The sequence below is a fragment of the Pseudomonas monachiensis genome (assembly GCF_047345015.1).
In the GTDB taxonomy this organism is placed as follows: domain Bacteria; phylum Pseudomonadota; class Gammaproteobacteria; order Pseudomonadales; family Pseudomonadaceae; genus Aquipseudomonas; species Aquipseudomonas monachiensis.
In genome coordinates this window covers 16,285-31,286 of record NZ_CP178857.1, presented here as the reverse complement: position 1 = coordinate 31,286, position 15,002 = coordinate 16,285, and the positions used below count along the sequence as shown (strand labels likewise).

The following is a 15,002-nucleotide window of genomic DNA, read 5'->3' as shown; positions in this document are numbered from 1 at the left end:
CCTGCTCAATTCATACCGGGCAATTGGACCTTGGGCTTCACGTCGTTCTGCACAACGGATGCCAATGGTGCGACCACTCCCTGGCTCTTGAGCAACTCGCCCATGGTCGCCTTGATTCGGTACTGAGTAAATAACTGAATGTTCTTGATCTCCGCCAGACGGCGAGAGGAGGAAAACAGTTCGTTCTCACTGTCGAGCAAATCGAGCAGGGTACGCTCGCCGAGGCTGAACTGACGCTGGTAAGCGATACGCACGGCAGTGCTGTGATCGACGTATTGCTGGGCGATCGGCACCTGCGCGTTGGCATTGTTCAGGGCGTTCCAGGCCAGGCCCAGCTCTTCGTTCAATTGGCGCAGGGCGTTGTTGCGGATGTCCAGCGCCTGGTTGGACAGGTAGGACTTGGATTCCAGATCGGCCTTGTTGCTGCCGCCGGCATACAGGTTGAAGCGCATGCGCAACATGGCTTGCCATTCGTTGTTGTGGCCGTTCTGACCATCAATGTCGTTGTCCGCGGAGCGACCCAACTCAGCATCGAAGCGCGGGTAGAAAGTCGACTTGGCCGTGTCGTATTGCTTCTCGGCAGCGGCGATATCGGATTCGGCCGAGCGCAGGATCGGGCTGTTTTCCAGCATCTGTGCACGGGCTTCATTCAGGTTTGCCGGCATCAGCGCCATGAAACTCGCCGGGCGCTCCAGTTGATCCGGCATCTGGCCGACAGCGGAGAGGTAGTTGGTTTCGGCGTCAGCCAGGTTGGTCTGCTCGGTGATCAGGTTGTTGCGCGCCTGGGCCATCCGCGCCTCGGCCTGATCGAGGTCGGCGCCGCTGCCGACGCCACGCTGGGTGCGCAACTGGATCTGGTCGTAAATGCGTTGGTGGCTCTTGAGGTTTTCCTCGGCCAGGCGCACGAATTCGCGGCGAGTCAGTACGTCGAGATAGACCTGGGCCACGGTCAGCCCGGTACGCTCGGAGGTACTCAGCAGCGAGTAGGCGCGGGAGTTGACGGTGGCTTGTTGACGCCCGACTTCGCTGGACGTCGCAAAACCGTCAAAGACCATTTGGGTCAGTCGCAAACTTGACTCACTGCGATTCAGGGTTTCGAAGTGATTGTTGCTGCCATCTCGCGTCGTCACGCTATCGGTGCCTTCACGACCATAACCGCCCAGCAGGTCGACCCGTGGCAAGTACCCACCCTTCGCAGCTTTCAACTGATAGTCCGCTGCCAATCGGCTGTTGACGCCCGCCTGGACCTCCGGATGGACATCCAGCGCTTGTTGCATGGCTTCTGGTAAGGATTGCGCCTGGATGAATGACGCGGAAAGGACGAAAGGTAGAGCCATGAACAAAGGCGAACGCATTGTAGGAATTTCCCAGGACTTCTTGTCTTGAATCACAGCAAAAGAACGCGCTGTGTCGGAAGATGGCAAGCGAAATGACCGTATGTCGGAAAGTTCAAAAGCGGAACTGGATCACATACCGAGGACAGGTCACAGCTTAAATATCAATGTGACATTACTGGGACGATTGTTTAGGATGGGATCCAGAAGGTCAATAGTTTGGCATAAAGTTAATAGCGAAAAAATATAGCCAAATTATTGACGAGTTGATGCGTCAAACTTGTGCATCTATTTTGCAATGTACGTCCAGTCTGGTCGGCGCAGATGCCATCAGGTCTATGGAAGTCAACTGAACGTGACACCCCGGAGAGTCTTCAATGAGCAGTGTTGTTGCCATCGTCAAAAGCATTGTCGGTCAGGTTTTCGTGGTGTCCCCCGAGGGCATCCGCCGCGTTCTCGTTGAAGGCGACAAGCTGTTTGCCGGCGATCAGATCGACACTGGCCTTTCCGGTGCCGTGTCCCTGGAGCTGGCCGATGGCCGCACCCTGGATCTGGGCCGTGACACCCAGTGGAGCGCTGACGCCCCGGACTCAGGCACTGATCTGGCAGCCGCCACCGCGCAGGCGGCGCCGTCCGTTGAAGAGCTGCAACAAGCCATTATCGCCGGTGCCGACCCGACCAAAGACCTTGAAGCCACCGCTGCGGGTCCGACGGCGTCGGGTTCTGGTGGTGCCGCCGGTGGCGGTCACAGCTTCGTGATGCTCGATGCTACGGCTGGCCGCGTCGACCCGACCATTGGCTTCCCGACCGCGGGTATCAACTCTGCCGGGCAAACGACCCTGGAAATCCCGGGTGGCCAGACCACCAATGCCAACGTCAACGCCAATTTCAATACCAACACCGATACCGATACCGATACCGATACCCCGAGTGAATCAGTCCTCAGCCTCAGTGCCACGCCGACCATCACCGAGGCCGGTGGCGTGCTGGTGTACACCGCGACCCTGACCCAGGCACCGCTGAGCGACCTGACCGTTACCTTGTCCAACGGCGCCGTGATCGTGATTCCCGCAGGCTCGACCACCGGCACCGTCAACGTGCCATTGGCTGCGAACGACACTGTCTATAATGACGCGACCCAGATCGAAGTAACTGTCACCGGCACCAGCGGCGGCAACGGCATCACAGTAACGACGCCGACTACCCCGGCCGTGACCCAGGTCACCGATACCGTCGACGCCACCACAGTCACCCTGACGGCCGGCAATACCGTCACCGAAGGCGGTCAGATTACCTACACCGCGACACTGACCAACCCGGCGCAGACGCCAGTAACCGTCACTCTGTCCAACGGCTCGGTCATCACCATCGAAGCGGGCCAGACCAGCGGCAGCGTGAACGTGCCGACGGCGGCCAACGACGTTTACAACAATGGCAGCACCGTCAGCACCACCATCACTGGTACCACCGGCGGCAACTTCGAAAACCTGGTGCCCAACACTACCCCGGCCGTGACCACCATCACCGATTCCGTGGACAACACCGGGCTGACCCTCACCGCCACCGGCAACATCACCGAAGGTGGCCAGATCACCTACACCGCCACCCTGAGCAATCCGGCCGGCACACCGATGAGCGTGACCTTGAGCAACGGCTCGGTCATCACCATCGAAGCGGGTCAGACCAGCGGCAGCGTCAACGTACCGACGGCGGCCAATGACGTTTACAACAATGGCAGCACCGTCAGTACCACCATCACTGGTACCACCGGCGGCAACTTCGAAAACCTGGTGCCCAACACCACCCCGGCCGTGACCACCATCACCGACTCCGTGGACAACACCGGGCTGACCCTCACAGCCACCGGCAACATCACCGAAGGCGGCCAGATCACCTATACCGCCACCCTGAGCAATCCGGCCGGCACGCCGATGACCGTAACCTTGAGCAACGGCTCGGTCATCACCATCGAAGCGGGCCAGACCAGCGGCAGCGTCAACGTACCGACGGCGGCCAATGACGTTTACAACAATGGCAGCACCGTCAGCACCACCATCACTGGTACCACCGGAGGCAACTTCGAAAACCTGGTGCCCAACACCACCCCGGCCGTGACCACCATCACCGACTCCGTGGACAACACCGGGCTGACCCTCACCGCCACCGGCAACATCACCGAAGGCGGTCAGATCACCTACACCGCCACCCTGAGCAATCCGGCCGGCACGCCGATGACCGTAACCTTGAGCAACGGCTCGGTCATCACCATCGAAGCGGGTCAGACCAGCGGCAGCGTCAACGTACCGACGGCGGCCAATGACGTTTACAACAATGGCAGCACCGTCAGCACCACCATCACTGGTACCACCGGTGGCAACTTCGAAAACCTGGTGCCCAACACCACCCCGGCCGTGACCACCATCACCGACTCCGTGGACAACACCGGGCTGACCCTCACCGCCACCGGCAACATCACCGAAGGCGGTCAGATCACCTACACCGCCACCCTGAGCAATCCGGCCGGCACGCCGATGACCGTAACCTTGAGCAACGGCTCGGTCATCACCATCGAAGCGGGTCAGACCAGCGGCAGCGTGAACGTGCCGACGGCGGCCAATGACGTTTATGTCAACGGCAGCACCGTCAGCACCACCATCACTGGTACCACCGGCGGCAACTTCGAAAACCTGGTGCCCAACACCACCCCGGCCGTGACCACCATCACCGATTCCGTGGACAACACCGGGCTGACCCTCACCGCCACCGGCAACATCACCGAAGGCGGTCAGATCACCTACACCGCCACCCTGAGCAATCCGGCCGGCACGCCGATGACCGTAACCTTGAGCAACGGCTCGGTCATCACCATCGAAGCGGGTCAGACCAGCGGCAGCGTCAACGTACCGACGGCGGCCAATGACGTTTACAACAATGGCAGCACCGTCAGCACCACCATCACTGGTACCACCGGTGGCAACTTCGAAAACCTGGTGCCCAACACCACCCCGGCCGTGACCACCATCACCGACTCCGTGGACAACACCGGGCTGACCCTCACCGCCACCGGCAACATCACCGAAGGCGGTCAGATCACCTACACCGCCACCCTGAGCAATCCGGCCGGCACGCCGATGACCGTAACCTTGAGCAACGGCTCGGTCATCACCATCGAAGCGGGTCAGACCAGCGGCAGCGTGAACGTGCCGACGGCGGCCAATGACGTTTATGTCAACGGCAGCACCGTCAGCACCACCATCACTGGTACCACCGGCGGCAACTTCGAAAACCTGGTGCCCAACACCACCCCGGCCGTGACCACCATCACCGATTCCGTGGACAACACCGGGCTGACCCTCACCGCCACCGGCAACATCACCGAAGGCGGCCAGATCACCTACACCGCCACCCTGAGCAATCCGGCCGGCACACCGATGAGCGTGACCTTGAGCAACGGCTCGGTCATCACCATCGAAGCGGGTCAGACCAGCGGCAGCGTCAACGTACCGACGGCGGCCAATGACGTTTACAACAATGGCAGCACCGTCAGTACCACCATCACTGGTACCACCGGCGGCAACTTCGAAAACCTGGTGCCCAACACCACCCCGGCCGTGACCACCATCACCGATTCCGTGGACACCACCGGGCTGACCCTCACGGCTACCGGCAACATCACCGAAGGTGGCCAGATCACCTACACCGCCACCCTGAGCAATCCGGCCGGCACACCGATGAGCGTGACCTTGAGCAACGGCTCGGTCATCACCATCGAAGCGGGCCAGACCAGCGGCAGCGTCAACGTGCCGACGGCGGCCAACGACGTTTATGTCAACGGCAGCACCGTCAGCACCACCATCACTGGTACCACCGGTGGCAACTTCGAAAACCTGGTGCTCAACAACACTCCAGCAGTCACCACGGTTTCCGATGTGAATGACACGGTCACCGTTACCATCGAAAGCGCTGGTCCGGTGCTGGAGAACCAGGCACCGACTTTCACCATCAAACTCGACCAGAAGCTGGATCACGACCTGACGGTGACACTCAGCAACGGCCAGACGGTGGTCATCGCCGCAGGCGCAACTCAAGTTGGCTATGCATTGCCGGCGCAAGGTGATGACGTCTACAAGGATGGCGGCAGCGCCTCGCTGGGTATCGCTGATGCTAGCGTTGCCGGTAAGACGTTTGAGAATCTGGTCATTAGTGGTCCAGCATCGGTTGCTATCAACGACACCGTCAGCGAAGTGATCGCTACCCTGACCGCCGACAAGTCCACCGTGGCTGAAGGCGGTTCGGTGACTTACACCGTGACCCTGACCAACGCAGCCGGTCTGCCGCTGAACAATCACGGTGAACTCACTTTCACCCTCTCCGACGGTACGAAGGTAACTGTTCCAGCGAACGGGACCTCCGGCTCTGCAACCATCACTGCTGCCGATGACGTATTCAGCGGCGGCCAGGCACCGATCGTCAACAAACTGGAATCGGTTACCGGCGCGGACAACTTCGAAAAACTCACCCTGAGCCAGACCGCAGTCGACACCACCGTCACCGATGAGCCATCAGGCCAAGGCGACAAGGTCACCGTCAGCATCGAAGGCAATGGCGGCGTACAGGAAAACCTCGCGCCGACCTTCACCATCAAGGTCGACCAGAAACTCGATCACGACCTCAAGGTCACCTTGAGCAATGGCGACACCGTCACCATTGAAGCGGGCAAATTGTCGGCCATCTACACCGCGCCGGTGCAGGGCGACGACGTCTACAACGACCCGAGTAACCTGAGCCTGACCGTCGGTTCGGCCAGCGTCGACGGCAAGGCCTTCGAAAACCTGGTGATCGACGGCACCGCGGCCAACGTGGCCATCACCGACACCGTCAGCGAAGTCATTGCCACTTTGACCGCCGACAAGTCCACCGTCGCTGAAGGCGGTTCGGTGACTTACACCGTGACCCTGACCAACTCGGCCGGTCTGCCGATCAATAACCACGGCCCGTTGGAGTTCACCCTCTCCGACGGTACGAAGGTAACTGTTCCAGCGAACGGGACCTCCGGCTCTGCAACCATCGCCGCTGCCGACGACGTCTTCACCGGCGGCCAGGCGCCGATCGTCAACAAACTGGAATCGGTCAGCGGCGCTGACAACTTCGAAAAACTGACCCTGAGTCAGACCGAGGTCGCAACCACCGTCACCGATGAGCCATCAGGCCAAGGCGACAAGGTCACCGTCAGCATCGAAGGCAATGGCGGCGTGCAGGAGAACCTCGCCCCGACCTTCACCGTCAAGGTCGACCAGAAACTCGATCACGACCTCAAGGTCACCCTGAGCAACGGCGACACCGTCACCATTGAAGCGGGCAAGCTGTCGGCCATCTACACCGCGCCGGTGCAGGGCGACGACGTCTACAACGACCCGAGTAACCTGAGCCTGACCGTCGGTTCGGCCAGCGTCGACGGCAAGGCCTTCGAAAACCTGGTGATCGACGGCACCGCGGCCAATGTGGCCATCACCGACACCGTCAGCGAAGTGATCGCCACCCTGACCGCCGACAAGTCCACCGTCGCCGAAGGCGGCCAGGTCACCTACACCGTAACCCTGACCAACGCGGCCGGTCTGCCGATCAATAACCACGGCCCGTTGGAGTTCACCCTCTCCGACGGTACGAAGGTAACTGTTCCAGCGAACGGGACCTCCGGCTCTGCAACCATCGCCGCTGCCGACGACGTCTTCACCGGCGGCCAGACGCCGATCGTCAACAAACTGGAATCGGTTACCGGCGCGGACAACTTCGAAAAACTCACCCTGAGCCAGACCGCAGTCGACACCACCGTCACCGATGAGCCATCAGGCCAAGGCGACAAGGTCACCGTCAGCATCGAAGGCAATGGCGGCGTACAGGAAAACCTCGCGCCGACCTTCACCATCAAGGTCGACCAGAAACTCGATCACGACCTCAAGGTCACCTTGAGCAATGGCGACACCGTCACCATTGAAGCGGGCAAATTGTCGGCCATCTACACCGCGCCGGTGCAGGGCGACGACGTCTACAACGACCCGAGTAACCTGAGCCTGACCGTCGGTTCGGCCAGCGTCGACGGCAAGGCCTTCGAAAACCTGGTGATCGACGGCACCGCGGCCAACGTGGCCATCACCGACACCGTCAGCGAAGTCATTGCCACTTTGACCGCCGACAAGTCCACCGTCGCTGAAGGCGGTTCGGTGACTTACACCGTGACCCTGACCAACTCGGCCGGTCTGCCGATCAATAACCACGGCCCGTTGGAGTTCACCCTCTCCGACGGTACGAAGGTAACTGTTCCAGCGAACGGGACCTCCGGCTCTGCAACCATCGCCGCTGCCGACGACGTCTTCACCGGCGGCCAGGCGCCGATCGTCAACAAACTGGAATCGGTCAGCGGTGCTGACAACTTCGAAAAACTGACCCTGAGTCAGACCGAGGTCGCAACCACCGTCACCGATGAGCCATCAGGCCAAGACGACAAGGTCACCGTCAGCATCGAAGGCAATGGCGGCGTGCAGGAGAACCTCGCCCCGACCTTCACCGTCAAGGTCGACCAGAAACTCGATCACGACCTCAAAGTCACCTTGAGCAACGGCGACACCGTCACCATTGAAGCGGGCAAGCTGTCGGCCATCTACACAGCGCCGGTGCAGGGCGACGACGTCTACAACGACCCGAGTAACCTGAGCCTGACCGTCGGTTCGGCCAGCGTCGACGGCAAGGCCTTCGAAAACCTGGTGATCGACGGCACCGCGGCCAACGTGGCCATCACCGACACCGTCAGCGAAGTGATCGCCACCCTGACCGCGGATAAATCCACCGTAGCCGAAGGTGGTCAAGTCACCTACACCGTGACCCTGACCAACGCAGCCGGTCTGCCGTTGAACAATCACGGTGAACTCACATTCACCCTGACCGACGGCACCAAGATCACCGTCCCGGCCAATACCGCGACTGGCACGGCGACCATCGCCGCTGCCGACGACGTGTTCACCGGCGGCCAAGCGCCGATCGTTAACAAACTGGAATCGGTTACCGGCGCGGATAACTTCGAAAAACTGACCCTGAGTCAGACCGAGGTCGCAACCACGGTCACCGACGAACCCGGTTCGGGCACCCCGACCGACAATCAGGGCGACAAGGTCACGGTGAGCATCGCCAGCAACGGCGATGTACAGGAAAACCTCGCGCCGACCTTCACCGTCAAGGTCGACCAGAAACTCGATCACGACCTCAAAGTCACCTTGAGCAACGGCGACACCGTCACCATTGAAGCGGGCAAATTGTCAGCCATCTACACCGCACCGGTGCAGGGTGACGACGTCTACAACGACCCGAGTAACCTGAGCCTGACCGTCGGTTCGGCCAGCGTCGACGGCCAGACCTTCGAAAACCTGGTGATCGACGGCACCGCGGCCAACGTGGCCATCACCGACACCGTCAGCGAAGTCATTGCCACTTTGACCGCCGACAAGTCCACCGTCGCTGAAGGCGGCCAGGTCACCTACACCGTGACCCTGACCAACGCGGCCGGTCTGCCGTTGAACAATCACGGTGAACTCACATTCACCCTGACCGACGGCACCAAGATCACCGTCCCGGCCAATACCGCGACTGGCACGGCGACCATCGCCGCTGCCGACGACGTGTTCACCGGCGGCCAAGCGCCGATCGTTAACAAACTGGAATCGGTTACCGGCGCGGATAACTTCGAAAAACTGACCCTGAGTCAGACCACAGTCGACACCACCGTCACCGATGAGCCATCGGGCCAGGGCGACAAGGTCACCGTCAGCATCGAAGGCAATGGCGATGTACAGGAGAACCTCGCGCCGACCTTCACCGTCAAGGTCGACCAGAAACTCGATCACGACCTCAAGGTCACCCTGAGCAACGGCGACACCGTCACCATTGAAGCGGGCAAGCTGTCGGCCATCTACACCGCACCGGTGCAGGGTGACGACGTCTACAACGACCCAAGTAACCTGAGCCTGACCGTCGGTTCGGCCAGTGTCGACGGCCAGACCTTCGAAAACCTGGTGATCGACGGCACCGCGGCCAATGTGGCCATCACCGACACCGTCAGCGAAGTGATCGCCACCCTGACCGCCGACAAGTCCACCGTCGCCGAAGGCGGCCAGGTCACCTACACCGTGACCCTGACCAACGCGGCGGGTCTGCCAATTAATAACCATGGCCCGTTGGAATTCACCCTCTCCGATGGCACCAAGATCACCGTCGCGGCCAATACCGCGACTGGCACGGCGACCATCGCCGCTGCCGACGACGTCTTCACCGGCGGCCAGGTGCCGATCGTTAACAAACTGGAATCGGTTACCGGCGCGGATAACTTCGAAAAACTGACCCTGAGTCAGACCGAGGTCGCAACCACGGTCACCGACGAACCCGGTTCGGGCACCCCGACCGACAATCAGGGCGACAAGGTCACGGTGAGCATCGCCAGCAACGGCGATGTACAGGAAAACCTCGCGCCGACCTTCACCGTCAAGGTCGACCAGAAACTCGATCACGACCTCAAGGTCACCTTGAGCAATGGCGACACCGTCACCATTGAAGCGGGCAAATTGTCGGCCATCTACACCGCACCGGTGCAGGGTGACGACGTCTACAACGACCCGAGTAACCTGAGCCTGACCGTCGGTTCGGCCAGCGTCGACGGCAAGGCCTTCGAAAACCTGGTGATCGACGGCACCGCGGCCAACGTGGCCATCACCGACACCGTCAGCGAAGTCATTGCCACTTTGACCGCCGACAAGTCCACCGTCGCTGAAGGCGGCCAGGTCACCTACACCGTGACCCTGACCAACGCGGCGGGTCTGCCAATTAATAACCATGGCCCGTTGGAGTTCACCCTCTCCGACGGTACGAAGGTAACTGTTCCAGCGAACGGGACCTCCGGCTCTGCAACCATCGCCGCTGCCGACGACGTCTTCACCGGCGGCCAGGCGCCGATCGTCAACAAACTGGAATCGGTCAGCGGTGCTGACAACTTCGAAAAACTGACCCTGAGTCAGACCGAGGTCGCAACCACCGTCACCGATGAGCCATCAGGCCAAGGCGACAAGGTCACCGTCAGCATCGAAGGCAATGGCGGCGTACAGGAAAACCTCGCGCCGACCTTCACCGTCAAGGTCGACCAGAAACTCGATCACGACCTCAAAGTCACCTTGAGCAACGGCGACACCGTCACCATTGAAGCGGGCAAATTGTCGGCCATCTACACCGCACCGGTGCAGGGTGACGACGTCTACAACGACCCAAGTAACCTGAGCCTGACCGTCGGCTCGGCCAGCGTCGACGGCCAGACCTTCGAAAACCTGGTGATCGACGGCACCGCGGCCAACGTGGCCATCACCGACACCGTCAGCGAAGTGATCGCCACCCTGACCGCCGACAAGCCCACCGTCGCCGAAGGCGGCCAGGTCACCTACACCGTGACCCTGACCAACGCGGCCGGTCTGCCGGTCAATAACCACGGCCCGCTGGAGTTCACCCTCTCCGATGGCACCAAAGTCACCGTCCCAGCCAATACCGCGACCGGTTCCGCCACCATCATTGCCAAGGATGACGTCTACACCGGCGGCCAGCCGTCCATCGTAAACAAACTGGAATCGGTCAGCGGCGCTGACAATTTCGAGAAGTTGACCCTGGGCAAGGACCAGTTCACCACTGCCGTCACCGACGAAGCAGGTTCGGGTACGCCAAATACGCCAGCCAACACCGGTGACGTCACCACCATCAGCATCTCGGGTGATACATCTGTCGTCGAGGGTCAGGCCGCACATTACACCCTTGCGCTGACCAACCCGGCTCACGGTGAAGTGACCGTAACCCTGACCTACTCCGGTACCGCAGCCAATGGTGTGGACTTCACCGGTGTGACGACAGTCAAGATCCCGGCGAATGCCAGCAGCGTGCCGTTCGACATTTCGACCATCGATGACCGGATCACCGAAAGCACCGAAAACTTCGTGGTCAAGATCGACTCGGCCACCGGAGGCAACTTCGAGAACCTGGAGATCAGCACGTCCAACGGCAGCGTCGGCACTTCGATCATCGACAACGACGCACCGCCAGCACTGGACCTCGATGCCAACAACTCCAGCGGCGCCACCGGAGCCGATTACAAGGTGACGTTCACCGAAAACACTGCCGGCCCTGGCGTGTCGATTGGCGATACCGACCTGAGCATCACCGACCCGGACAGCACCCTGCTGACCGGCGCGACCATCGTGCTGACCAACCGTCAGGACGGCGATGCCCTGAACCTGGGCAACAGCGTCAACGGCATTACCATCAATGCCAACAGCACCAACGGCACCGTCACCCTGACCCTGTCAGGTAACGCGACGCTGGCCGACTACATGCAGCAGATCAAAAACATCACCTTCACCAACAACAGTGAAGATCCGAGCACCGTGCCGCGCATCATCACTGTGACGGTGACCGATGGCAGCAACTACTCCAACACCGCGACCACCACGGTCAACGTGGTGGCGGTCAATGACGCACCGGTCGCAGCACCGGTCAACGTCACCGGCACCGAAGACACGCCGCTGATCCTCGGCTGGTCGACCTTCGGCGTCAGCGACATCGACAGTCCGGCCACCAACCTGGGCGTGAAAATCACCCAGCTGCCGGGCGAGGGCAAACTGCAGTACCTGGACGGTTCGACCTGGAAAGATGTCGCCGCCAACCAGACGTTCAGCAAGACTGATATCGACGCGGGCAAACTTCGCTTCATGCCGGATGCCAACGAGTCGGGCGTGGACGGTTACGGCCCTGGCACTGGTGACCAAAAGGCTGACTACGCGCAACTCCAGTTCCAGCCAACCGACGGCCAGACGCTGGGCAACACCGGCACGATCAAGATCGACATCACTCCAGTGGCGGATGCCCCGACCCTGAGCGTTGCCGACAACAGCGTAAGGTCCACCGGGTTGATCAAGGAAGTCTGGACCGGTCTGTCGGGCCTGGGCACCAGCGGCAATGGCGCGGACTCGACCACGCTGAAAAACGTGATCGACGCCGCTGGCACGGCGAACTCCAAAGGCACCGTGACCAACGTGCAGTCCGACGGTAGCGTAACCGCCGGTACGGCGTCGAAAACTTCCGGCCTGATCTACCTCGAAGCCGGCAAGACCTACACTTTCAGCGGTATTGGCGATGACAGCCTGCTGGTGACCATCGGCGGCAAGAACGTCGCTGCGATCACCTGGGGTGCGGGCGGCAACCTCAACGGTTCGTACACCCCGACCACCAGCGGCTACTACACCCTGGACATCTACCACCACAACCAGAGTGGCCCGGGCAGCTATGACGTCAACCTGTCGGTCAATGGCAGCACGCCGATCGACCTGAGCAGTGCCGGCGTACCGATTTACACCGGCGTCCCGGACCTGGTGAATGCCGGCGTGACCGTGTCCGACTTGCACGGCACCAATGGCGAAGGCTACTACGACGGTTACAAACTCAATACCGGCGCCGAAGGCACCAGTGTGAAACTGTCCGCCATCACCACCGCGCTGACCGACACCGACGGCTCGGAAAGCCTGAGCCTGAAGATCAGCGGCATGCCGGTCGGCTCGGTGCTCACCGACGGCGCGGGACATACCTTCACGGTCACCGCGTCCAATGGCGAGGCCAATGTGACAGGCTGGAACCTCGGCTCTCTGACCGTCACCGCGCCACCGTACTACAACGGCCAGTTCAACCTGACCGTGACCTCGACTTCCACCGAGGCCCTGGGTGGTTCGGCCAGCAGCACTTCGCAGATCCCCGTGACCGTGTACCCGGCGGCCTACAACGCTGTCACCGCCACCGCGGCCGATGACACCGTCACCGGCACCGACGGCAATGACATCATCGTCGCCGACATCGGCGGCCTGACCGTGGTGCCGGGCACCAACTACAACATCGCGTTCATGGTCGACAGCTCCGGCAGTATGAGTTCGTCGTCGATCAGCTCGGCCAAGGACTCGCTGACGTCGGTGTTCAACACCCTCAAGCAAAGCCTGGGCAGCAACTCGGGTACGGTGAACATCTTCCTGGTGGACTTCGACACCCAGGTCAACAAGTCGGTGTCGGTGAACCTCAATGACTCGAATGCGCTGACTCAGTTGAAGGCGACTCTGGACTCGATGTCGTCCGGCGGCGGCACCAACTACGAGGACGTGTTCAAAACCACGGCCAACTGGTTCCAGAGTGCGGACGCCGTGGCCAACACCGGGGCGAAGAACCTCACGTATTTCATTACTGACGGCAAGCCGACTTACTACCAGAGCGGCGAGTCGACCAACCCGACCCTGTATGGCAGCACAACGCTCGATAGCCTGATCACCACCAGTAACTATCAGTTGGGTAAAGCGATCAGCCTGTTCCCCGACAGCACGCACCAGATCGACATTTCCGCCTCGGGCCAAGTGACGGTCTGGACCAAGAGCAGCAACGGCAATAACGGAAATGGCAACGGCAACGGCAACGGAAGTAGCTGGTCATCCAAGGACTTCGGCTATCTGCATGCCCAGGGTGACGGCACCTACGAGTTCTCGGGGCGTGACGGCGACGGCAGCAGCACTGACTGGGACACCACCAGCAACTCCACCGGCAGCTTTGCACTGCTAAGCAACCTGTCGAATGTCGAGGCTATTGGCCTCAACAACGGCGTGAGCCTCAACGACCTGAAGCCGTATGACTCGAATCAATTGCCACAAACCAACATCGATCCGAAGGATCTGGCCAACTCGATCATCGGCCACACCGAAGCGACGATGCCGGGTCACGACACCGTCAGCGGTGGCGAAGGCAACGACATCCTGTTCGGCGACCTGGTGAGCTTCAACGGCATTGCCGGCGAGGGTTACCAGGCCATGCAAGCCTTCGTGGCGCAGCAATCCGGCGTGGAAGTCAGCAAAGTCACCACCAGTAATGTGCACCAATACATCACCGAGCATTACAACGCGTTCGATCTGTCCGGTGCCCATGACGGCAACGACACCCTGCTGGGCGGTGCCGGCAATGACATCCTGTTCGGCTCGGGCGGCAACGACAACCTCGACGGTGGCAAGGGCAATGACATCCTGCTCGGCGGCACCGGTAACGACACGTTGATGGGCGGACAGGGCAGCGACATCCTGATCGGTGGTTCCGGCGGTGATACCTTCGTCTGGAAAGCGGGCGATACCGGCAACGACGTGATCAAGGACTTCAAGGCCAGCGAAGGCGACCGGATCGACCTGCGTGATCTGTTGCAGGGCGAAACCGGCAGCACCATCGACAACTTCCTGAAGATCAGCACCGTCGATGGCGTGTCGTCGTTGCAAGTCAGCTCGGCCGGCCAGTTCAACTCGGGCAACGCCGCAGCCGCCACGCCGGACGTGACGATCAAGCTGGAAGGCAACAACTGGTCGAGCGCTAACCTGCACAACCTGATTGCCGGTAGCGACCCGACCATCAAAATCGATCACAACAACAGCTGATGCACGGAAACGGCCGCCCCCTATGGGGCGGTCGTCACGATTGCGTCCACTGCCCGGTGACGATTTCGTCGCGGCGCCACATACTGGCGTGCAGTTGACCTATGCTGCTGACAGCACGACGCTGGTTCCATTCCGAGGGATGCTC

Annotated in this window: 2 protein-coding genes; one reads left to right on the top strand and one right to left on the bottom strand. The window is 60.9% G+C overall.

The features are described from left to right. Positions 1 to 5: 5 nt before the first annotated feature. Positions 6 to 1,355, bottom strand: coding sequence for a TolC family outer membrane protein (locus ACMDB8_RS00080; protein ID WP_056727011.1), 1,350 nt, complete (start codon positions 1,353 to 1,355; stop codon positions 6 to 8). Between the two features lie 356 nt (positions 1,356 to 1,711). On the opposite strand from ACMDB8_RS00080, the gene ACMDB8_RS00075 reads away from it, so the two are divergent. Further along, positions 1,712 to 14,857: a retention module-containing protein gene (locus ACMDB8_RS00075; protein ID WP_413966564.1), complete on the top strand. Its 13,146-nt coding sequence runs from the start codon at positions 1,712 to 1,714 to the stop codon at positions 14,855 to 14,857. Positions 14,858 to 15,002: the final 145 nt, after the last annotated feature.